Raw genomic sequence first — 24,710 nt, 5'->3', positions numbered from 1 at the left:
TAAGGGACCGTAAAGGTGCTGGGGGAACTATTGATGATCTCTGGATAGTGGTCGAAGCGGGCAAATGCTCTCGCTGGGCCCGCCGATCACGTCCAGATTGATCGTTTCCGAGGCTGACGCATGCCTGCGGAACACGCCGCATTTGTGCGGCTGTTCCGGTTGTTGGCATGCCCCTGATCGGGGGGTGCGTCACGATTCCGACATCACGAAAAAGTGGCCGTCGGTCGACCAAAACGCATTAACCTGCGTTAAGTCGACGGTGGTCCGTCCGTTCTCGTCTGGGGAGCTCTAAATTGCGTCAGCAGGAGAACTGCGCCAAGGTCGAATACCTGCCATCCTTTGCGCAGCACCGAATGTGGTTCCTCGACCGGTTGTCCGGCGGGCGCGACACGGCGTACGTCGCCACGCCGATGTGGCGGGTGCACGGGCGGCTCGACCGGGACCGGCTGGAACGGGCGGTGGCCGCACTGGCGGCCCGGCACGACTCGCTGCGCACCACCTTCGTCGAACGGGACGGCGTGCCGCTGGCGCGGGTCGCCGGCCAGCTCCACCCCCGCGTCGACTGGCGGACCGCCACCAGCGCCGACGAGGTCGACCGGCAGGCCGAGGTCGAGGCCGGCAGGTCGTTCGACCTGACCACCGGACCGCTCTGGCGGGTCGTGGTGTGGCGGCTGAGCGAGACCGAGCACGTGCTGCTGGTGGCGATCCACCACATCGTCTCCGACGGCTGGTCGATGGGCCTGCTGGTCCGCGAACTCGGCGCGCTGCACGACGGGGACGCCCTGCCCGACCTGCCCACCCGGTACGCCGACTTCGCGCCGGCCCAGCGCCGGGAACTCGACGGCGACCGGCTCGCCGGTGACGTCGCCTACTGGCGGGACCGGCTGGCCGGGCTGCCGGCGCTGACACTGCCCGCCGACGGGCCCCGCCCCGCCCCGCCCTCCCACGCCGGGGCCACCCGCGAGTTCACCCTCGACCCCGACCTGGTGGATGGACTGCGCCGGCTGAGCCGGGACCACGGCGGCACGCTCTACATGACCCTGCTGGCCGCGTTCCAGGTGCTGCTGGGCCGGTGGAGCGGGCAGACCGACTTCGGCATCGGCACCCCCGTCGCCGGGCGCAACCGGCCCGAGGTGGAGAACCTGATCGGCCTCTTCGTCAACACCCTGGTCATGCGGGCCGACCTGGCCGGCGACCCGACCTTCGCCGAACTGCTGGCCCGGGTCCGCGACGACGCCCTGGACGCCCTCGACCACCAGGACGTGCCGTACGAGCGGGTGGTGCGGGAACTGCGCCCGGAGCGGCCGGACACCGACACCCTGATCGACGCGTGGTTCGCCATGCAGAACGTGCCCACCGCCGACGGTCCGGGCGGGACGCTGCGGTTCACCGACTTCGAGACCGACCGACCCAAGGCCCTCTTCGCCGTCTCGCTCTTCGCCCAGCCGCGCGGCGACGAACTGGTGATGACCGTCGTCTACCGCACCGACCTGTTCGACGCGGCCACCGTCGAGCGGTTGGTGGGGCGGTGTCGGGAGCTGTTGGCCGCGGTGGTGGCCGATCCCAATGTCCGGATCGGTGCGCTCGGCCTGCCGGCCGGGGAGCGTGCGCTGCTGCGCCGGCTCGGTGCCGGTGACCTGGCGGGCCGCAGCCAGGATCCGGTGGTCCTGTTCGAGGAGCGGGTTCGTCGGGATCCTGGCGCGTTGGCTGCGGTGGGTGGTGGCGGGGTGGTGTCGTACGGGGAGTTGAACGCTCGTGCGAATCGGGTTGCGTGGTGGTTGCGGGGGCATGGGGTGGGTGTGGAGTCGCTGGTGGGGGTGCGGCTTCGTCGTGGGGTGGACATGTTGGCTGCGGTGTTGGGGGTGTTGAAGGCTGGTGGGGCGTACGTGCCGATCGACCCGGCCTGGCCCGCCGAGCGGGTCGACTTCGTCACCGCCGACGTGGGCGCGACCGTCGTCATCGACGGGCCGCTGCCCGACGGGGGCCGGGACGACGATCTCGGGCTGCCGGTGGAGCCCGGCCAGCTCGCCTACGTGATCTACACCTCGGGGTCGACCGGTCGGCCGAAGGGGGTGGGGATCTGCCGGGGTGCGATGGGTGGGCATGTGTCGCGGATGCGGCGGCGGTTCGGGCTTGGTCCGGTCGACCGGGTGCTGCAGTTCGCCGCGCTTGCCTTCGACGCCTCCGTCGACCAGATCTACCCGGCGTTGACCTGCGGGGCGGCCCTGGTGCTGCCCGAACACGGCCTGGTCGCCCCGGCCACCCTGCTGCCCCTGCTCGACCAGCACGGCGTGACCGTCGCCAACCTGCCGCCGGCCTACTTCGGTGAGCTGGTCGCCGAACTCGCCGAGCGCGACGGTGTCGTCCCCGGTGCGCTGCGGCTGATGGTCCTCGGCGGCGACGTGGTCCGCCCCGCCGACGTGGCCCGGCTCGCCGCGTGCTGCCCGGACGTCGCGGTACTCAACGCCTACGGCCCGACCGAGTCGACCGTCACCACCACCCTGTACGACGTTCCGGCGGACGTCACCGACCCGGTGCCGGTCGGTCGTGCGGTGGGTGATCGGCAGTTGTACGTGCTGGATTCTCGGGGTGACGAGGTGCCGGTGGGTGCGGTGGGTGAGTTGTTTGTGGGTGGTGGTTTGTTGGCTCGGGGTTATGTGGGTCGGGGGGGTTTGACGGGGGAGCGGTTTGTGCCGGATTCGTTGGGGGGCGGGTCGGGTGGTCGGTTGTATCGGACTGGGGATCTGGTGCGGTGGCGTGGTGATGGGCAGTTGGAGTTTTGTGGGCGTTTCGATGGTCAGGTGAAGGTGCGGGGGTTCCGGGTCGAGGTTGGTGAGGTGGAGGCCCGGTTGCGGGAGCATCCGGCGGTGCGGGATGCCGTGGTCGTCGCCTGGCAGGACCGGCTCGTCGCCTACCTCGCCGGGGAACCGACCGTCGACGCCCTGCGCGACTGGCTCGCCGAACGGCTGCCCGAGTACATGGTGCCGTCCGTCGTGATCGTCCTGGACGAACTGCCCCGCACCGTCGGCGGCAAGATCGACCGGGACAAGCTGCCCGACCCGGACGGGCACCGGCCCACCCTCACCGAGGAATTCGTCGGCCCGCGCGACGCCACCGAGGAGGCCGTCGCCGAGGTGTGGCGGCAGGTCCTCCAACTCGACCGGATCGGCATCCACGACAACTTCTTCGACCTCGGCGGGCACTCCCTGCTCGCCACCCTCGCCGTGGCCCGCCTGGTCAAGGCCCTCGACCGTCCGGTCGACGTGCGCGGCTTCTTCGCCCACCCGACGATCGCCGAGTTCGCCGCCGCCCTACCACCGGCCCGGCCGCAGGCCACCCCGTCCATCGGCCGCCTGGTCCGCAGCGGCGACTTCCCGCTGTCGTTCGCCCAGGAACGGATGTGGTTCCTGCACCGGCTCGAACCCGACGCGCCCGACTACATGGCCGCCCTGGCCTGGCGGGTCGACGGGCCGCTCGACGCGGACCGCCTCGACCGGGCGCTGCGGCACCTCGTCGACCGGCACGAGTCGCTGCGCACCACCTTCCCGGTGGTCGACGCGCAGCCGGTGCAGCGGGTCGCCGCCCGCGCCGACGTCGCCGCCACCTGGCACGACCTGCGGTCGGCCCCCGACCCGTACACCGTCGCCGTCCGGCTGGCCGGTGCGGAGCTGCACCGCCCGTTCGACCTGGCCACCGGCCCGCTGTTCCGGGCCCTGGTCTGGCAGCTCGACACCGCCGACCACCTGCTCGTCCTCGCGATGCACCACATCGTCTCCGACGGCTGGTCGATGGGCGTGCTGGTCCGCGAGCTGGGTGCCCTCTACGCCGGCGACACCCTGCCCGACCTGCCCGTCCAGTACGCCGACTACGCCGGCTGGCAGCGGCAGGAACTCGCCGGCGAGCGCCTCGACGCCGAGCTGGGCCACTGGCGCGAGCGGCTGGCCGGGCTGCCGGCCCTGGAGGTGCCCACCGACCGACCCCGCCCCGCGCAGCCGTCCTGGGCCGGCGCGACCACCGAGTTCAGCCTCGACCCCGAACTGGTCGCCGGGCTGGAACGGCTCGGCCGCGCGCACGGCGCCACCCTCTACATGACCCTGCTCGCCGCGTTCCAGGTGCTGCTGGCCCGGTGGAGCGGGCAGACCGACTTCGGCGTCGGGGTGCCGGTCGCCGGTCGCACCCGGCCCGAGGTGGAGAACGTCATCGGCTTCTTCGTCAACACCCTGGTCATGCGCGCCGACCTGGCCGGCGACCCGACCTTCACCGAGCTGCTCGGTCGGGTCCGGGACCGGGCCCTCGACGCGTACCAGCACCAGGAGGTGCCGTTCGAGCGGGTGGTGGAGGAGCTCCGGCCGGACCGGGACCTCAGCCGCTCCCCGCTGTTCCAGGCCATGTTCGACCTGGAGGTCCGCTCCATCGGCGCGCCGCGCCTCGGCGACGCCCGGCTGCGCCCCGCCGAGATCCCCTTCGACGTCACCAAGTTCGACCTGATGTTCACCTTCACCACCGACCCGGGCGCGGCCGGCGGCTTCGTGCAGTACCGCACCGACCTGTTCGACGCGGCCACCGTCGAGCGGTTGGTGGGGCGGTGTCGTGACCTGCTGGCCGCCGTGGTGGCCGATCCCGGTGTGCGGGTCGGTGCGCTCGGCCTGCCGGCGGGGGAGCGTGCGTTGTTGCGTCGGTTCGGGGCCGGTGAGGTCGCCGGTCGGGTGGCGGACCCGGTGGTCCTGTTCGAGGAGCGGGTTCGTCGGGATCCTGGCGCGTTGGCTGCGGTGGGTGGTGGCGGGGTGGTGTCGTACGGGGAGTTGAACGCTCGTGCGAATCGGGTTGCGTGGTGGTTGCGGGGGCATGGGGTGGGTGTGGAGTCGCTGGTGGGGGTGCGGCTTCGTCGTGGGGTGGACATGTTGGCTGCGGTGTTGGGGGTGTTGAAGGCTGGTGGGGCGTACGTGCCGATCGACCCGGCCTGGCCCGCCGAGCGGGTCGACCTGGTCACCGCCGACGCCGGGATCACCACCGTGCTGGACGGGCCGTTGCCCGACGGGGGCCGGGACGACGACCCCGGGTTGCCGGTCGACGGTAGCCAGCTCGCGTATGTGATCTACACGTCGGGGTCGACCGGTCGGCCGAAGGGGGTGGGGATTTCCCGGGGTGCGATGGGTGGGCATGTGTCGCGGATGCGGCGGCGGTTCGGGCTTGGTCCGGTCGACCGGGTGCTGCAGTTCGCCGCGCTCGCCTTCGACGCCTCCGTCGAGCAGATCTTCCCCGCGTTGACCTGCGGGGCGGCCCTGGTGCTACCCGAACACGGCCTGGTCGCCCCGGCCCAGCTCGTCGCCGACGTCGAACGACACCGGGTCACCGTGCTGGAGGTCGTCCCCGGCTACCTCACCGAACTGATCGCCGAGGTCTCCGGCGACGGCACCACCCCGCTCACCTGGAGCCCCGCCCACCTGCGGCTGCTGATCCTCGGCGGCGACGCCGTCCGCACCGCCGACCTCGCCTGGTGGACCCGGCACTTCCCCGACATGGCCGTGGTCAACACCTACGGCCCGACCGAGACCACCATCAGCGCCACCATCTACGACGTGCCGTCCGAAGTGGACGGCCTGGTGCCGGTCGGTCGTGCGGTGGGTGATCGGCAGTTGTACGTGCTGGATTCTCGGGGTGACGAGGTGCCGGTGGGTGCGGTGGGTGAGTTGTTTGTGGGTGGTGGTTTGTTGGCTCGGGGTTATGTGGGTCGGGGGGGTTTGACGGGGGAGCGGTTTGTGCCGGATTCGTTGGGGGGCGGGTCGGGTGGTCGGTTGTATCGGACTGGGGATCTGGTGCGGTGGCGTGGTGATGGGCAGTTGGAGTTTTGTGGGCGTTTCGATGGTCAGGTGAAGGTGCGGGGGTTCCGGGTCGAGGTTGGTGAGGTGGAGGCCCGGTTGCGGGAGCATCCGGCGGTGCGGGATGCCGTGGTCGTCGCCTGGCAGGACCGGCTCGTCGCCTACCTCGCCGGGGAACCGACCGTCGACGCCCTGCGCGACTGGCTCGCCGAACGGCTGCCCGAGTACATGGTGCCCGCCGTGTTCGTCGTCCTCGACGAACTACCCCGCACCGTCGGCGGCAAGATCGACCGGGACAAGCTGCCCGACCCCGACCGCCACCGGCCCGCGCCGGGCGACAGCTTCGAGGCCCCCCGCAACCCCACCGAGGAGGCCGTCGCCGATGTCTGGCGGCAGGTCCTCAACCTCGACCGGATCGGCATCCACGACAACTTCTTCCACCTGGGTGGCCACTCCCTGCTCGCCACCCGGGTCGCCATCCGGCTGCGCGCGGCCTTCGGCTGCGACATCGGCGTCCGCACCCTCTTCGAGCGGCCCACCGTGGCCCGGCTCGCGGTCGCCGTCGAAGACCGGTTGATGCGCGAGATCGCGGCGATGACCAGCGAGGACGTCGAGCAGGCACTGAAGGAGCAGCAGGCATGAGCACGATGCACGGGCTGGTCGAGGCGCAGGTCCGACGGACCCCCGACGCGGTCGCCCTGGAGTTCGAGGGCGAGGAGCTGACCTACCGGGAGATGGACCGGCGGGCCAACCGACTCGCCCACGCCCTGCGCCGGCACGGCGCCCGGCCGGAGACCGTGGTCGCCGTCGGCGCCCACCGCTCCCTGGACCTGGTGGTGGCGCTGCTCGGCATCCTCAAGAGCGGCGCCGCCTACCTGCCCCTGGACCTGGAGCTGCCCACCGACCGGCTGACCTACATGACCGGCCAGGCCGGGGCGATCGCCCTGGTCCGTGGCCCCGGCATGGACCGCGACCTGGGCCTGACCGGGCTGCCCGAACTGACCCTCGCCGACACCGCCGGCGAATCCGACCAGCCCTGCGCCGTCGCCGTCGACGAGCGTCACGCCTGCTACGTCATGTACACCTCCGGCTCCACCGGCCGCCCCAAGGGCGTCGTCGCCGAACACCGGGGAGTGGTCAACCGGCTGCGCTGGGGCCAGCACGAGTACGGCATGACCGCCGACGAACGAGTGCTCCAGAAGACCCCGTACGCCTTCGACGTGTCGGTGTACGAGCTGTTCTGGCCGCTGATCGTCGGCGCCCGGCTGGTCATCACGAAGCCCGGCGGGCACCGCGACAGCCGCTACCTGGTCGAGACGATCCAGCGCCGGGAGATCACCACCGTCCACTTCATCCCCACCATGCTCGCCCTGTTCGTCGGCGAGCCCGGCGCGGCGGACTGCCACCACCTGCGCCGGATCATGGCCAGCGGCGAGGCGCTCCCCGCCGAGCTGTCCCACCGGGTGCTGCGCACCCTGCCGCACGTCGAACTGCACAACCTGTACGGCCCGACCGAGGCGTCCATCGAGGTCAGCGCCTGGGCCTGCCAGCCCGACTGGCCCGACGCCACGGTGCCGATCGGCGCGGCCGTCGACAACACCCAGTTGCACATCCTCGACGCCGACCTGCGCCCCGTCGCCGACGACGGCCAGGGCGAGCTGTACCTCGCCGGGGTGCAGCTCGCCCGGGGCTACCTCGGCCAGCCCGGCCTCACCGCCGACCGCTTCCTGCCCGACCCGTACGGCGAGCCCGGCGGGCGGATGTACCGCAGCGGCGACCTCGCCCGCTGGCACACCCCCGGCGTGGTCGACTACCTCGGCCGGGTCGACGAACAGCTCAAGCTCGCCGGCAACCGGGTCGAGCTGGGCGAGATCCAGGCCGTCCTCAACGACCAGCCCGGCGTCCGCGCCTCGGTCGTCGTCGCCACCGGTCCGGCCGCCGAGACGCGGCTCGTCGGGTACGTCGTCGGCGACCACCTCGACACCGCCGTGCTGCGCGCCCGGCTCGCCGACCGGCTGCCCGGCTACATGGTGCCGTCGACCTTCGTCGCGCTGGCCGAGCTGCCGCTGACCCCGAGCGGCAAACTGGACCGCAAAGCCCTGCCCGCCCCCGACCGGCCCGACCTGGCCACCCCGTACCGGGAGCCGGAGAACCCCGTCCAGGAACGGCTGGCGAAGGTGTGGGCGGCGGTCTTCGGCGTCGCCCGCGTCGGCGTCGACGACCCGTTCTTCGCCCTCGGCGGGCACTCCCTGCTCGCCGTCCGGCTGATCTCCCGGCTGCGCGAGGAGGTGGGCGTCGACGTCTCCATCCGGGACCTGTTCGAGGGCCTGACCGTCGCGGCCCTCGCCGAGGTGGTCACCGCCGCCCCGGCACCCGACGACACCGCGCCGGCCCTGGCCCGGGGCGGCGACGACGAGCCGACGGTGCTCTCCTTCGGGCAGGAACGGCTGCTCTTCCTCCAGCGACTGCACCCGGACAGCCCCACCTACGTCATCCCCGTCGCCTGGCGGGTCGACGGCCGGCTCGACGAGACGACCCTGCGCCGCGCCCTGGACCGGCTCGCCGCCCGGCACGACGCGCTGCGGACCCGGTTCCCCGGCGACGCGCCGGTCGTCGACCGTGCGCCGCACGTCGAGCTGCGCCGCCTCGACGCCGACGGGTGGACCGACGACCTCGCCGCGGCGGAGATCCGCCGCCCGTTCGACCTGGCCGCCGGGCCACTGTGCCGGGCCACCCTGGTCCGCCTGCCCGACCACGACGTGCTGCTGCTGGTGCTGCACCACGTGGTCGCCGACGGCTGGTCCCTCGGGGTGATCGCCCGCGAACTGGGCGAGCTGTACGCCGGGGCGACCCCGCCCGCGCCGCCCGTCCGGTACGCCGACTACGCCCGCTGGCAGCGGGCCGACCTCACCCCCGCCCGGTTGACCGGCGAACTGGACTGGTGGCGGGACACCCTCGCCGGGGTGCCCGCGCTGGAGCTGCCCACCGACCGGCCCCGCCCGGCCGTGCTCGGCACCGACGGCGCCACCCACCGCTTCGACCTGCCCGCCGACGCGCTGCGCGCGCTGACCGGGCTCGCCCAGCGGCACTCCACCACCCTGCACACCGTGCTGCTGGCCGCGTTCCAGGTGCTGCTGGGCCGGTGGAGCGGGCAGCGCGACTTCGCCGTCGGCACCCCCGTCGCCGGGCGTACCCGCGCCGAGGTGGAACACGTCGTCGGGTTCTTCGTCAACACCCTCGCCGTCCGCGCCGACCTGGCCGGCGACCCCACCCTCGCCGAGCTGCTCGGCCGGGTCCGGGCGGCCACCCTCGGCGCGTACGAGCACCAGGACGTGCCGTTCGAGCAGGTGGTGGCGGAGCTGCGCCCGGAGCGGGACCTCAGCCGCACCCCCGTCTACCAGACCATGTTCGCGCTGCGGGACACCGCGGTCACCGCCCTGCGGCTGCCCGGGACGCGCACCGCAGAGCTGCCGCTGGGCTGGCGCACCGCGAAGTTCGACCTCACCCTCTTCGTCGACCAGGCCGCCGACGGCACCTGCACCGGGCTCGTCGAGTACGCCACCGACCTGTTCGACGCCGCCACCGTGGCGCGGATCGCCGCCGGCTACCGCCGGCTGCTCACCGCCCTCGCCGACGACGACGGTGGCCGGCTCGGCGACTGGGACGTCCTCGACCCCGCCGAGCGGGACGCGCTGCGCGCCGCCGGCACCGGGGCCACCCCGCCGATGCCGGCCCGCCCACTGCACCACCTGATCGCCGACCGGGTCGCCGCCGCCGGCGACCAGCCGGCCGTCGTCGACGGCGACACCGAGTGGACGTACGCCGAACTGGACCGCCGGGCGAACCGGCTGGCCCGGCACCTGGCCGACCTCGGCGTCGGCCGGGAGACCGTGGTGGCGGTCAGCCTGCCGCGCGGCGCGGACCTGGTCTGCGCCCAGCTCGCCGTGCTCAAGGCCGGCGGCGCCTACCTGCCGCTGGACGCCGACCAGCCCGCCGGGCGCAGCCGGTTCATGACCGCCGACACCGGCGCGACGCTGCTCGTCACCGCGCACGGCCACCTGGCCGGCGACGGCCTCGACTGCCGGGTCGTCGACCTGGCCGAGGCCGACCTCGACGCCCTGCCGGATACCGCCCCGGACGTCGCCGTCGACCCCGACCAGCTCGGCTACGTCGTCTACACCTCCGGCTCCACCGGCCGGCCGAAGGGCATCGGCATCACCCACCGGGGGCTGGTGCGCACCGTCCACGACGGCGACTACCTCACCCTCGACCCGGGCGACCGGGTCGCCTTCGCCGCCAACCCCGTCTTCGACGCCGCCACCTTCGAGGTGTGGGCCACCCTGGTCGCCGGCGCCACCCTGGTGGTCACCCCGCCCGACGTGGCGCTGACGCCCGCCGCGCTCGCCGCCCACCTCACCCGGCACCGGGTCACCACCCTGTTCCTCACCACCGCCCTGTTCCACCAGGTCGCCCGGGAACGCCCCGACGCCCTGAGCGGGCTGCGGCACGTGCTCTTCGGCGGGGAGGCCGCCGACCCGGCTGCCGTCGACGCCCTGCTCGCCCACGGCGGCCCCGACCGGCTGCTGCACCTGTACGGCCCCGCCGAGTCCACCACCTTCGCCACCTGGCACGAGATCACCGCCCCCAGCGGCGGCCGGGGCGCCGTCCCGATCGGCCGCCCCATGCACCACACCACCGCGTACGTCGTCGACGAGCGGCTGCGGCCGGTCCCCGTCGGCGTGGTCGGGGAACTGCTGCTCGGCGGCGCCGGCCTGGCCCGCGGGTACGTCGGCGGGGCGCGCCGCACCGCCGAGAGGTTCCTGCCCGACCCGTTCGGCCCGCCCGGCGGCCGGGTCTACCGCACCGGCGACCTGGTCCGCTGGGCCGCCGACGGGGTGCTGGAGTTCGTCGGCCGCGCCGACGGGCAGGTCAAGGTGCGCGGCTTCCGCGTCGAACCCGGCGAGATCGAGACCGTCGTCCGCCGCCACCCCGCCGTCCGGGACGCGGTGGTGCTGGCCCGCCCCGACCGCAGCGGCGCGCTCAGCCTCGTCGGGTACGTCGTCGCCGACCCGGCCGAGCTGGGCGACCTGCGCGCCCAGCTCGGGCAGAGCCTGCCGGCGTACCTGGTGCCCGCCGCCGTGGTGGTCCTCGACGAACTGCCGCTGACCGCCAACGGCAAGGTCGACCGGGCCGCCCTGCCCGAACCGACGTACGCCACCGGCACGGGCCGCCGGGAACCCGCCGACGAGTGGGAACGGCAGGTCGCCGAGATCTTCGCCGACGTGCTCGGGGTCGACCACCCCGGCATGGACGACGACTTCTTCGCCCTCGGCGGGCATTCCCTGCTCGCCATCCGGGTGGTCGGCGCGGTCGCCGCCCGCACCGGCCGGCAGCTCACCTTCCGGGACCTGTTCACCACCCGCACCGTCGCCGGGCTGGCCCGGCTGCTCGCCGACGCCGACCAGGTCAGCGCCCCCATCGTCCGGGGCACCGCGACCAGCGGGCTGCCCGTGTCGTTCGGGCAGGAACGCCTCGTCTTCCTCGACCGCCTGGAGGGGGCCGGCCCGGCGTACACCATCCCGCTGGCCTGGCGGCTCGACGGACCGCTGGACGCCGACCGGCTCGCCGCCGCCCTCGACGCCCTGGTCGACCGGCACGAGGCGCTGCGCACCCGGTTCACCCTCACCGACGGCGTGGTCCGCCAGGACGTCGACGCCGACTGGCCCGGCCTGGACCGGCGGGACGCGGCCGGCCCCGCCGCCGCCGAGGCCGCCCTGGCCGAGGCCGCCCGCGAGCCGTTCGACCTGACCGGCGGGCCGCTGCTGCGGGCCGTGCTGTGGCGGGTCGACGCCGAGGCGCACCTGCTGCTGGTCGCCATGCACCACACCGTCTCCGACGGCTGGTCGGCCGCCGTGCTGGTCCGCGAGCTGGAGGCCGGCTACGACGGCCTCGACGTGCCCCGCCCGCCGGTCCGCTACGCCGACTTCGCCGGCTGGCAACGCGGCCGGCTCACCGGCGACCGGCTGGCCCGGGAGCTGGACCACTGGCGGAACCGGCTGGCCGACCTGCCCACCCTGGAGCTGCCCACCGACCGGCCCCGCCCGGCCCGCCGCACCGGCGCCGGCGGGACCGTCGAGTTCACCGTCGAACCGGACCTGGTCGCCGGCCTGGAACGGCTCAGCCGGGAGCACGGGGCGACGGTGTTCATGACCCTGCTCGCCGCGTACCAGGTGCTGCTGGGCCGATGGAGCGGGCAGGCCGACTTCGCCGTCGGCACCCCCGTCGCCGGTCGGGGCCGCCCCGAGGTCCGCGACGTGGTCGGGTTCTTCCTCAACACGCTGGTGCTGCGGGCCGACCTGACCGGCGACCCGACCGTCACGGAACTGCTCGGCCGGGTCCGCGACGACGCCCTCGGCGCGTACGAGCACCAGGAACTGCCGTTCGGCCGGCTCGTCGAGGAACTGCGCCCCGACCGGGACCTCAGCCGCTCCCCGCTGTTCCAGGCGCTGTTCAGCTACAACGACTGGACCCTGGACACGCTGCGCCTCGGCGGCACCACCGGGGCGGCGCTGCCCGTCGACCGGGGCGCGGCCAAGCTCGACCTCACCCTGGAGCTGGTGCACCGCCCCGACGGGCTGGCCGGCGCGTTCGACTACACCACCGACATCTTCGACCCGGACACGATCGCCCGGATGGCGGCGGCGTACCGGCTGCTGCTGCGGGCGATCGTCGCGGACCCCACGGCCCGGGTCGGCGACCTGCCGCTGACCGACGCCGCGCCCGCCGCGCCGCCGGCCCGCCCGGTGGCGACGTTCCGGTCGCTGCCCGAGCGGATCGCCGAGTGGGTCCGGGCCACCCCGGACGCCACCGCCGTCATCGCCGGCCGGGCCGAGGTGACGTACGCCGAACTGGACCGGCGGGCCAACCGGCTCGCCCACCACCTGGTGGCCCTCGGTGTCGGCCCGCAGACCCCGGTCGGGCTGCGGCTGCCGCGCGGCGTGGACACCGTCGTCGCCGTGCTCGGCGTCTGGAAGGCCGGCGGCGCGTTCGTCGGCCTCGACCCGGAGCTGCCCGAGCGCCGGCTGGCCCACCTCGCCGCCGACTCCGGTGTCACGGTGGTCGTCGACCCGGCGATGCTCGCCGACCCGGCGCTGGCCGCCCGGCCGACCACCCCGCCCACCGGCGACACCCGCCCCGACCAGCTCGCCTACCTCGTCCACACCTCCGGCTCCACCGGCACCCCGAAGGGGGTGCTGGTGGAACACGCCAGCATCACCGGGTACCTCGACGAGATCCTGGCCCACTACCGGCTCGACGCCGCCGACGTCGTCCTCCAACGGGCCTCGCCCAGCTTCGACGCGTTCCTGCGGGACTGTGTCGGCCCGCTCACCGTCGGCGCGACCGTGCTGATGGCCGGTCGGTCCGACCTGTCCACCCTCGGCGTGGACCTGCCCGGCCGGCCCGCCCCGACCGCGCTGCTGAGCATGGTGCCGTCGCTGCTGCACCAGCTCCTCGACGCCGGTGACGTCGCCTCGGCCACCCTGCCGGCGCTGCGGCTGCTGGTGCTCAGCGGCGAACCGTGCACCCCGGCGCTGCTGGCGAAGCTGCACGCCGCGCTGCCCGGGCTGGGCCGGGTGGTCAACCAGTACGGCCCCACCGAGGCCACCGTCACCACCACCATCGCCGACCTCGACCCGGCGGTGGCCCACCAGTCGGTGTCCATCGGCCGGCCCATGCCCGGCACCAGCGTGCACGTGCTCGACGCCGGCCTGCGCCCGGTGCCGGTCGGCGTGTACGGCGAGGTCCACATCGGCGGGACGGGCGTCACCCGGGGCTACCGCAACCGGCCCGGCCTGACCGCCGCCGCCTACCTGCCCGACCCGTACGGGCCGCCGGGCGCGCGGATGTACCGCACCGGCGACGCCGCCCGGTGGCTGGCCGACGGGACGCTGGAGTTCCGGGGTCGCCTCGACCGCCAGGTCAAGGTGCGCGGGGTACGGGTCGAACCGGCCGAGGTGGAGACGGCCATCGCCGCCCACCCCCAGGTCGGCGGGGCGGCCGTGGTGGCCCGCCCCGACGGGCCGAACGGCTGGAAACTCGCCGGCTACGCCCAGCGCGCCCCCGGCGGCGCCATCACCGAGACCGCGCTCCGCGCCCACCTGGAGGCCGTCCTCCCGCCCGCGATGGTCCCGGTGGAGCTGCTGGTCCTCGACGTGCTGCCGCTGCTCGGCAACGGCAAGGTCGACCGGGCGGCGCTGCCGGAGATCACCACCGCGGGCACCGGCGTCGGGCACGTGGCCCCGCGGACCAGCACCGAGAAGATCATCGCCGAGGTGTGGGCGGAGCTGCTCGACCGGCCCGACGTCGGTGTCCGCGACGACTTCTTCGCCCTCGGCGGCCACTCGCTGACCGCGCTGCGGGTGATCTCCCGGCTCCGCGACCGGCTCGACGGAAAGCTCACCCTTCGCGCCTTCTTCGAGGCCCGAACCATCGCCCGGCTCGCCCGGAAACTGGAGGAGACCGCATGACCGCCCTCTCACCCGCCCAGCGGGAGCTGCTGCGCCAGCGGCTCGCGGGGCGCGCGGACCAGCGCCCCGCCCCGGCGGGGATCACCCGGGGTGCCGGCACCAGCGGGCTGCCCGTCTCGTTCGGCCAGGAACGCCTGGTGTTCCTCGACCGGCTGGAGGGTGCCGGCCCGGCGTACACCATCCCGGTGGCCTGGCGGCTCATCGGCCCGCTGGACGGCGACCGGCTGGCCGCCGCGTTCGCCGGCCTGGTCGACCGGCACGAGGCGCTGCGTACCCGGTTCACCGTCGTCGACGGCGTGGTCCGGCAGGAGATCGACCCCGAATGGGCCGGAATCCGCTGGGTCGACCTGACCGACCGGCCCGACGCGGTCGGCGCGCTCGCCGCCGAGGCCGCCGCCGCGCCGTTCGACCTGACCGCCGGCCCGCTGTTCCGGGTCACGGTGTGGCGGCTCGGCCCGGCCGAGCACGTGGTGCTGCTGGCGATGCACCACATCGTCGCCGACGGCTGGTCGATGGGCGTGCTGGTCCGCGAGCTGGAGGCCCGGTACGCCGGCACCGCCCCGCCCCCGCCGCCGGTCCGGTACGCCGACTTCGCCGCCTGGCAGCGCGCCGAGTTCACCGGCGACCGGCTGGCCCGGGAGCTGGCGCACTGGCGGGACCGGCTGGCCGGCCTGCCGCCGCTGGAACTGCCCACCGACACCGCGTCGCCGGGGCAGCGCCGCACCGCCGGGGCGACCTGCGAGTTCACCGTCGCCCCCGAACTGGTCGCCGGCCTGGAACGGCTCGGCCGCGCGCACGGCGCGACCCTCTACATGAGCCTGCTCGCCGCCTTCGAGGCGCTGCTCGGCCGGTGCGCCGGGCAGGTCGACTTCGGCGTCGGCACCCCGGTCGCCGGGCGCAGCCGGCCCGAGGTGGAGAACGTCGTCGGGTTCTTCGTCAACACCCTGGTCATGCGGGCCGACCTGACCGGTGACCCGTCCTTCGCCGAGCTGCTCGGCCGGGTCCGCGCCGACGCCCTCGGCGCGTACGAGCACCAGGACGTGCCGTTCGAGCGGGTCGTCGACGAGGTCGCCTCCGACCGGGACCTGCACCGCACCCCACTGTTCCAGGCCATGTTCAGCCTCGACGACGACGCCGACGACCGGCCCGTACGCCTCGGCGGGGTGACCGGCGAACGGTTCGACCTCGACCTGGACGCGGTGAAGTTCGACCTCATCCTGCAGACCGCCCGCCGCGCCGACGGGCTGGCCGCCGCGTTCTTCCACCGCGCCGACCTGTGGCGGCCGGCGACCATGCGGCGCTGGGCCGCGCAGTACACCCGGCTGCTGGAACAGGTCGTCGCCCACCCGGACACCCCGCTGTCCGAACTGGACCTGCTCCCCGCCGACGAGCGGCGGCAACTCGCCGCCTGGTCCGCCCCGGTCCGGTCGTACCCCTCGGCGGACCTGCTGCACGAGCGGTTCGCCCGGCACGCCGCCGCCCGGCCCGACGCCGTCGCCGTCGTCGCGGGGGAGCAGCGGACCGACTACGCCACCCTGAACCGGCGGGCCAACCAGCTCGCCCACCGGCTGCGCGCCGCCGGCGTCGGCCCGGAGACGCTGGTCGCGCTCTGCGTCAACCGGGACGTCGACCTGGCCGTCGGCATCCTCGGCATCCTCAAGGCCGGCGGCGCGTACCTGCCGCTGGACGCCGAGCACCCGCGCGACCGGCTGGAGTACACCGTCGCCGACGCCGGGGTCACCCTCGCCGTCGTCTCACCCGGCCTCACCGACCGGGTACCGGTCGACCCGGCCGGGCAGCTCCGCCTCGACGACGCCACCCTCGCCGACGAGCCGGCCGACGACCCGGCCCCGGTCACCGACCCGGACCACCTCGCCTATGTCATCTACACCTCGGGCTCCACCGGCCGGCCCAAGGGGGTGGCCGTGCCGCACCGGCAGGTCGTCCGGCTCCTCGACTCCTGCGACGACGCCCTCCACCTGCCGCCGGCCGGGGTGTGGAGCCTGTTCCACTCGTACGCCTTCGACTTCTCCGTCTGGGAGCTGTGGGGGGCGCTGACCCGGGGCGGCAGCGTCGTCGTGGTGGACAGGTCCACCGCCCGCGACCCGTACCGGTTCGCCGCGCTGCTGGAGGCCGAGCGGGTGTCGGTGCTCAGCCAGACCCCCGGCGCGTTCCGCAACCTGCGCGCCGCCCTCGGCGACCGGCCACTGGCCGACCTCGGGGTGCGCACCGTCGTGCTCGGCGGGGAGAAGCTCGACCTGCCCGAGCTGGACGGCTGGCTCGACGGCCCCGGCGTCGGCGTCACGCTGGTCAACATGTACGGCATCACCGAGACCACCGTGCACGTCACCCACCGCGTCGTCACCGCCGCCGACCGCACCGGCCCGGCCACCTCCCCGATCGGCCGGGCGCTGGGCGACCTGACCATCCACGTCCTGGACCCGCACCTGCGGCCCGTCCCGGTCGGCGTCACCGGGGAGCTGTACGTCGGCGGCGCCGGCCTGGCCCGGGGCTACCTCGGCCGGCCCGGCCTGACCGCCGAGCGGTTCGTCCCCGACCCGTTCTCCGCCACCCCCGGCGCGCGGCTGTACCGCACCGGCGACCGGGCCCGGCACCTGCCCGACGGGGACCTGGAGTACCGGGGCCGCGCCGACGACCAGGTGAAGATCCGTGGCCACCGGATCGAGCTGGGCGAGGTGGAGGCGGCACTGCTGCGCCACGACGCCGTCGTGCAGGCCGCCGTGGTGGCCCGGGGCGAGCGCACCGGCGAGCACCGGCTGCACGCCTACCTGGTCGTCGACGGCGAGCCCGCCGCCGACGAGCTGCGCGGCTGGCTGCGGGAGCGGCTGCCCGAGCCGATGGTGCCGGCGACCTTCACCGCCCTGCCCACCCTGCCGCTGACCGCCAACGGCAAGGTCGACCGCCGGGCGCTGCCGGCCGTCGAGGGGGCCACCCTGGACACCACCCGGGTGTACGTCCCACCGGCCACCCCCACCGAGCGGGCCCTCGCCGAGGTGTGGTGCGCCGCGCTGGGCGCGGACCGGGTCGGCGTCACCGACCGCTTCTTCGACCTCGGCGGCGACTCCATCCTCGCGCTGCGGGTGGTGGGGCTCGCCGAGCGGCGCGGGGTGACCGTGGCGCTGCGCGACGTCTTCGCCCACCAGGCGCTCGGCGAGCTGGCCCGGGCGGTGGACTCCGCCGCCGACGCGGCCCGGGACGCCCCCGCCGTGGGCGGGCCGGTCGACCGGTTCGCCATGGTCGCCCCCGGCGACCGGGACCGGCTGCCCGCCGGGCTGGACGACGCCTACCCGCTGACCCGGATGCAGCAGGGCATGCTCTACGAGCTGCTCGCCGACGCCGGCAAGGGCGCCTACCACAACGTGACCAGCTTCCGGATCCAGGAGCCGGCCGGCTTCGACGCCGCCGCCATGCAGGCCGCCGCCGACGCGGTGGTCCGCCGCTACGAGATCCTGCGCACCGGCTTCGACTGGGCCTCCTACGAGGAGCCGCTGCAACTGGTCCACCCCGCGGCGGACCTACCGGTCGGCGTGGACGACCTGCGTGGCCTCGACGACGTCAGCCAGGCCGAGCGGGTCCGCGAGCACCTGCACGCCGAGTCGGTGCGCTGGTTCGAGCTGGCCGTGCCGCCGCTGATCCGGCTGCACGTGCACGTGCTCAACGACGCCGAATACCGGCTCACCATCACCGACTGCCACGCCGTCCTCGACGGCTGGAGCCTCACCTCGCTCATCGCCGAGCTGGTCGACCGGCACCGCCGGACGGTCAGCGGCGCGGGCGAGGAGCCGGCCGGCCCGCCGGTGCCCCGCTTCGCCGAGTACGTGGCCCTGGAACGCGCCGCCGTCGCCGACCCGACCGCCCGGGCATTCTGGGACGCCATGGTGGAGCAGTTCCCGCCGGTACGGATCCCCCGGTCGGCCGGGGGCACGCCGGTCGACAAGTCCACCTGCGAGGCGCTGCGCGGCTACGCCCACCTGCACGCCGGCATCGACGCCCTGGCCGCCCGCGCCGGGGTGCCCCGCAAGACGGTGCTGTTCACCGCGTACCACCACCTGATGGGGCAGCTCGCCGACGGCGAGGCGTACTCGACCGGGTTCGCCACCAACGGCCGCCCCGAGCGGGCCGGCGCGGACGGCATGCGCGGGCTGTTCCTCAACGTGGTGCCGTTCGGGGTCCGGTCGACCGCGGCGAGCTGGCTCGACCTGCTGCGCGACGTCTTCGCCGCCGAGCAGGAGGTCATCGGGCACCGCCGGTTCCCCCTCGCCGAGCTGCAACGCGGCCGGTGGGCGGGGGAGGTGCTGGTCGACACGGCCTTCAACTACGTGCACTTCCACGCCCTGGGCAGCGAACACAAGCAGGAGATCGAGGAGATCGCCCGGACCAACTTCGGGCTGATGGTCACCACCGGCCCGCAGGGCGTCTCGTTCGAGGCCGACGCCGGACGGATGTCGCAGGGCGAGGTGGAACGGCTCGCCGACGCGTACTGCGCGCTGCTCACCGAGATGGTCACCGACCCGCAGTCCGCCCCCGGCGCCGCCGTCGCGGCGGCGGACGTCCGTACCGAGGTCACCGGCCCGGCCCGCGACGACCGCAGCCTGGTGGACCTGCTCGCCGTCCAGGTGGCCGCCCATCCCGACCGGGTGGCCCTGGCCGCCGTCGGCGGCACGCTCAGCTACGCCCAGCTCGACGCCCGGGCCAACCAGGTCGCCCACCACCTGCGCCGGCACGGCGCCGGCCCGGAACGGGTCGTCGGGCTGTGCGCCGAACGCGGCGTCGACCTGCTCGTCGGCATGCTCGGCATCCTCAAGGCCGGAGCCGGCTACCTGCCGATGGACCCGGCCGACCCGCGCCGCCGCCTCGACCTGCTGGCCGCCGACACCGGCGCGGACCTGGTCCTGGTGCAGCCACGCTGGCGGGACGTGGTGCCCGCGCGGGTCGGCACCGTGATCACCCTCGACGCGGCGACCTTCGCCGCCGAACCGACCGGTGACCCGGGGGTGGCCCCGGACGCCGACAACCTGGCCTGCGTGCTCTACACCTCCGGCTCCACCGGCCGGCCCAAGGGCACCGCGGTCACCCACCGGACGATCGTCGACAGCCTGGTCGGGCAGACCTTCGCCCACCTCGACGCCGACGAGACCGTCCTGCACCTCAGCAGCGTCAACTGGGACGCGGCCATCTTCGAGATCTTCGGCCCGCTGCTGCACGGCGGCACCTGCGCGCTCTACCCGGCCGGACCGGTCACCCCGGCCGGCATCGTCGCGGCGGTCCGCCGGCACGGCGTCAGCACCGTGTTCCTCACCACCACCCTGTTCAACCTGGTGGTCGAGGAGTGCCCGGGGGAACTGGGGGTGCTGCGCCAGGTCCTGCTCGGCGGGGAGGCGGCGTCCGCGCCGCACCTGCGGGACCTCACCGCCCGCTGGCCGCACCTGCGCGTCGTCAACGGGTACGGCCCGGTCGAGGCGATGTTCATCGTCACCGCCCACCAGGTGCGTGACGTGCCGGCCGACGCGGTCAGCGTGCCGATCGGCACACCGCTGGCCCGGACCGCCGTCGTCGTCCTCGACGAGGCACTGCGCCCGGTGCCGGTGGGCGGGTCCGGGGAGATCCACCTCGGCGGCGACGCCCTGGCCCGTGGCTACCTCGGTCAGCCCGGGCTGACCGCCGACCGGTTCGTCCCCGATCCGGCCGGCGGGGGCCGGCGGCTCTACCGCACCGGCGACCGGGGCCGCTGGCGCGCCGACGGGGTGCTGGAGTTCGGCGGCCGGGTCGACGGGCAGGTGAAGATCCGGGGCCGGCGGATCGAGCTGGGCGAGATCGAGGCGGTGCTGTCGTCCCGCCCGGACGTGGCGGTCGCCGCGGTGCTCGCCCGCACCGACCTGCCCGGCGATGCCCGGCTGGTGGCGTACCTGGTGCCGGTGACCGGGGCGGCCCTGCCCGGTCCCGCCGAGCTACGCCGCTGGCTGCGCGACCGGCTCCCCGGCTACCTGGTGCCGGCCGCGTTCGTGCCGCTGGACGCGCTGCCGGTCACCGCCAACGGCAAGCTCGACCGGGCCGCCCTGCCCGCCCCGGACGGGAACGCCGAGCCGGACCGCCCGTACACCGAGCCGCGCACCGAGGCCGAGGCCACCCTGGCCAAACTCTGGGCGGAGACGCTGCGCCTGGACCGGGTCGGCGTGCACGACGACTTCTTCGACCTCGGCGGCCACTCGCTGGCCATCGTCCGGCTCGCCGCCCGCGCCTGCGACCTCGGACTGCCGGTCGGGGTGGCCGACATCCTGGAACACCCCACGGTGGCGGCACTGGCCGAGGCGGTCACCGCCCGGGAGTCCGGCCAGTCCGGTGCCCCGGCCCGCCGCGACGGCGGGGTGCTGGTGACGCTGCGCGACGGCGACGCCGGCCGTCCGCTGTGGTGCGTGCACCCCAGCGGCGGCAGCGTCGCCTGGTACCTGCCGCTGGCCCAGGCGCTGCCCGCCGGCCGCCCGGTGTACGGCCTGCAGGCGCGGGGCATCGACGGCGGCGTCGACGCGGACACCATGACCGGCCTGGCCGCCGACTACCTGCGCGAGCTGCGCGCCCGTCAGCCGCACGGCCCGTACGCCCTGCTCGGCTGGTCGATGGGGGGCAACATCGCCCAGGAGATGGCGATCCAGCTCACCGCCGCCGGCGAGCACGTCGACACCCTGCTGCTGCTGGAGCCGGCGGTGCCGGACGACGCCGGGATGTTCGCCGTCACCGAGGCCCTGGACCTGCTCGACCGGGCGGTCGCCATGCGTGAGGCGGTCCGCGAACTCACCCCGGGCACCCCGGCCCGGCTCAGCCAGGAACGCGAGCTCGTCGCGACGCTGCGCGCCGCCGGGGTCGACGAGGCCGAGGCCGAGTTGGGCGCGGACTGGCCGGTGGCGATGTGGACGGCGCTGCTGCGCGCCGCCGCCGGCTACCGTCCCGCCCCGTACTCCGGGCCGGCGCACCTGGTGGTGACCGCCGAGGCGGCCACCGCCGGACCCGGCCGGCCGTCGGTGGTGGCCGGTGCGAGCGGCCCCACCTACCAGCGGCGCTGCCGGGAGATGTTCCCGGACGCGCTCACCGTCCACCACCTGCCCGGCACCCACCGGAGCATGGTCACCGCACCCGACGTGGCGGTCGTGGCCGCCATCGCCGCCGAGCTGATGGAGCGCACGGCATGACCAGCACCTTCCCGCTCACCGAGCGCTACCTGGTGGACGACGAACTCGTCGCCGACCCGTTCCCGTACCTGGCCGGGTTGCGGGCCGCCGCGCCGGTGCACTGGAGCCCGGTGCACCGAGCCTGGCTGGTCACCGGCTACGACCCGGTGACCACCTGCTTCACCGAGCCGGCCGTCTCCGCCGACCGGATCGGCCCGATGCTCGCCCAGACGCCGCTGCACCTGCTCAGCCCGGAGGCGGCCCGCGCCTTCCAGATCATGGCCGGCTGGATGGTCTTCGTCGACCCGCCGGAGCACCGCCGGCTGCGCAGCGTCTTCCGGGGGGCGTTCGGCCCCAGCCAGATCCGCCGCAACCGGCCCATGGTGCAGGAGGCGGTGGCCCGGCTGACCGCCCAGGCCGGCGCCGGCCGTACGGTCACCGACCTGGTCACCGACTTCGCCCGGCCACTGCCGGCCACCGTGGCGGCGGCCTGGATGGGGGTGCCCGCGACGGACACCGCGATGTTCCAGCGCTGGGCGATCCAGGTCGGCGACCTGGCGTTGGGCTCGGTGCAGTCGCCCGACGAGCACGAACGCTCCCAGCAGGCCCTGCTGGACCTCTTCGACTACCTGCGCCGGCTGGTCCGGCTGCGCCGCGCCGAGCCCCGCGCCGACCTGGTCAGCGCGGCGCTCGCCAGCGGCCTGGTCGGCGACTCGGTCAGCGAGGACGAGTTCGTCGCGATGCTCACCCACGTGGCGTTCGCCGGCGGGGAGACCACCAGCAACCTGATCGCCGTCGGGGTGTGGAACCTGCTGCGCCACCCGGACCAGCTCGACCTGCTGCGCGCCGAGCCGGAACTGGCGCCCACCGCCGTGGAGGAGTTGCTGCGTTTCGACGGCCCGTCGAAGATGTCCATCCGGCAGGTGAAGACCGACTTCGAGCTGGCCGGCCAGCGGCTGCGCGCCGGGCAGCGGATGTACCTGGTCACCGCCGCCGCCAACCGCGACCCGGCCCGGTTCGATCAGCCGGACACCCTCGACCTGCGCCGGCACCCGAACCCGCACCTGGGCTTCGGGCAGGGCGCGCACTTCTGTCTGGGCGCGCCGCTGGCCCGGCTGGTGGCCGGTGCCGCGCTCACCGACCTGCTGGCCGCCGCGCCGGGGCTGGCGCTGGCCGGCAGCGAGGTGCGCTGGCAGCCGTCCCTGCTCAACCGCAGCCTCCAGGCCCTGCCGGTCCGGCTGTGACCTGCGGGGCAGCCGCCCGGCCGCCCCGCACCCGTCCCCGGCCCGGGCCGGGGACACCCACCGTCACCGGCCCCCGGGCCGGGACACCCACCGTCCCGCCCGCCGGGCCGGGACACCCCGAAGAGGACCGAGAGAAGGAGAACGGCGATGGCCGTCGACGACGACACCCGCACCTACCGCGTCGTGGTGAACCACGAGGAGCAGTACTCGATCTGGGTCGCCGGGCGCGAGCTGCCGGCCGGCTGGACCGCCACCGGCTTCGAGGGCACCCGGCAGGACTGCCTGGCCCACATCGACGAGGTGTGGACCGACATGCGGCCGAAGAGCCTGCGCGAGCGGATGGCCGCCGCCCAGGGCTGACCGCCCGCCGGGGCGGCCCGCACCGGGCCGCCCCGCCCCCGGCCGCCCTCCGGCGGCCCCTGTTCGACCCCCGGGCGCTCCGCACCCGGGGTGGTACCGCACACGAACTGAGGCGACGGTGATGAAGGTCTATTCCCACGAGCGTCTGGCGCGACTCGCCGCCGACCGGGGCATGCCCGAGGAGTACCTGCACGACCTGCGGGTGGTCTCCTCGGTGCTCCCGTTCAAAGTCAACCAGTACGTCGTGGACGAACTCGTCGACTGGTCCGCCGTCCCCGACGACCCGATCTTCCGGCTCACCTTCCCGCACCGGGACATGCTGCCGCCGGACATCTTCGACCATCTGTCGGCGCTGCACCTGTCCGCCGCCGACCCGGGGGTGATCCGCAAGGCCGCCCGGGACGCCCACGCCCGGCTCAACCCGAACCCGGGGGCGCAGTTGGAGGCGAACGTGCCCACCCACGCCGGCCAGCGGCTGGTCGGCCTGCAGCACAAGTACGCCGAGACGGTGCTGGTCTTCCCGTCGCAGGGGCAGACCTGCCACTCGTACTGCGGCTACTGCTTCCGGTGGGCGCAGTTCGTCGGCAACGCCGAGATCCGGCAGGCCGCCGCCGACGTGGGCCGGGTGATGGCGTACCTGGCCGACCGCCCGACCGTCACCGACGTGCTGTTCACCGGCGGGGATCCGATGATCATGAGCGCGGCGGTGCTGGAGCGCTGGGTGGCGCCGCTGCTCGACCCGGCCCTGGACCGGGTGCGCACCATCCGCTTCGGTACCAAGGCGCTGTCCTACTGGCCGGCCCGGTTCACCACCGACGCCGACGCCGACGACCTGCTGCGGCTGCTCGAACGGATCGTCGCCGCCGGCCGGCACGTGGCGGTGATGGCCCACTTCTCCCACCCCCGCGAGCTGGAGACCCCGGCGGTACGCGAGGCGATCCGCCGGATCCGGGCCACCGGCGCGGTGATCCGGTCCCAGGCCCCGCTCATCGCCCACGTCAACGACCGGGCCGGGGACTGGGCCACCATGTGGCAGCGGCAGGTGGAGCTGGGGGTGGTGCCGTACTACCTGTTCGTGGAGCGCGACACCGGCGCCCGCAGCTACTTCAGCGTCCCGCTCGCCCGCGCCTGGCAGGTCTACACCGACGCGATCCGGGGCGTCTCCGGGCTGGCCCGTACCGCGCGTGGCCCGGTGATGTCCGCCGCCCCCGGCAAGGTGCTGCTGGACGGGGTGGTCGACGTCGCCGGCACCGAGGTGTTCAGCCTGCGGTTGTTGCAGGCCCGCGACGCCGCCCAGGTGGGCCGGCAGTTCTTCGCCCGGTACGACCCGGGCGCCGAGTGGTTCGACGACCTGCGGCCCGCGCTCGGCTCCTGGTGGCCGGCATGACCCGCGTCGCCCCCACCGAGACCACACCCCCCACGGCTTCCCCGTCCACGGTGGCCGCCTCGTCCACGGCGGCTCCGTCCACGGCTCGCCCGCCCACGGTGGCCGCCGCGCCGACCACGGCCGTCCCGGCCGTGGCTGCCGTGGCCGGGCCGGCCGGCCCGGGTGCCAGCGATGCCGTCCGACCCGAC

At 74.7% G+C, this 24,710-nt stretch carries 6 protein-coding genes; all 6 read left to right on the top strand.

What is annotated here, in order from left to right:
• Positions 1-293 precede the first annotated feature (293 nt).
• The 6 genes from ACIQG9_RS18265 (at position 294) to ACIQG9_RS18240 (ending at position 24,522) form a co-directional block, all read left to right on the top strand.
• Positions 294-6,461 (top strand): amino acid adenylation domain-containing protein, encoded by a 6,168-nt coding sequence (locus tag ACIQG9_RS18265; RefSeq protein ID WP_400403614.1) that lies wholly within the window; start codon positions 294-296, stop codon positions 6,459-6,461.
• Positions 6,458-14,347 carry an amino acid adenylation domain-containing protein gene (locus ACIQG9_RS18260; RefSeq protein ID WP_400403612.1) on the top strand — a complete coding sequence of 2,630 codons (7,890 nt, stop codon included), beginning with the start codon at positions 6,458-6,460 and terminating at the stop codon, positions 14,345-14,347. Before ACIQG9_RS18265 ends, ACIQG9_RS18260 begins: the two co-directional genes overlap by 4 nt.
• Entirely contained in the window at positions 14,344-21,552 is a 7,209-nt protein-coding gene (locus ACIQG9_RS18255) for an amino acid adenylation domain-containing protein (RefSeq protein ID WP_400403610.1), read from the top strand. The genes ACIQG9_RS18260 and ACIQG9_RS18255 overlap by 4 nt, the downstream gene beginning before the upstream one ends.
• Positions 21,549-22,775 (top strand): cytochrome P450, encoded by a 1,227-nt coding sequence (locus ACIQG9_RS18250; protein ID WP_400403609.1) that lies wholly within the window; start codon positions 21,549-21,551, stop codon positions 22,773-22,775. The genes ACIQG9_RS18255 and ACIQG9_RS18250 overlap by 4 nt, the downstream gene beginning before the upstream one ends.
• A 147-nt stretch (positions 22,776-22,922) precedes the next feature.
• A complete protein-coding gene (locus tag ACIQG9_RS18245; RefSeq protein ID WP_400403607.1) occupies positions 22,923-23,135 on the top strand; it encodes an MbtH family protein in 213 nt (70 codons plus the stop codon).
• 121 nt (positions 23,136-23,256) lie between these two features.
• Positions 23,257-24,522 (top strand): KamA family radical SAM protein, encoded by a 1,266-nt coding sequence (locus ACIQG9_RS18240; protein ID WP_400403605.1) that lies wholly within the window; start codon positions 23,257-23,259, stop codon positions 24,520-24,522.
• Positions 24,523-24,710 lie beyond the last annotated feature (188 nt).

It is taken from the genome of Micromonospora sp. NPDC092111 (assembly GCF_044755745.1).
GTDB lineage: Bacteria > Actinomycetota > Actinomycetes > Mycobacteriales > Micromonosporaceae > Micromonospora.
Note: the sequence above shows the minus strand (reverse complement) of the source record. Positions and strands in the feature narration are given on the sequence as shown.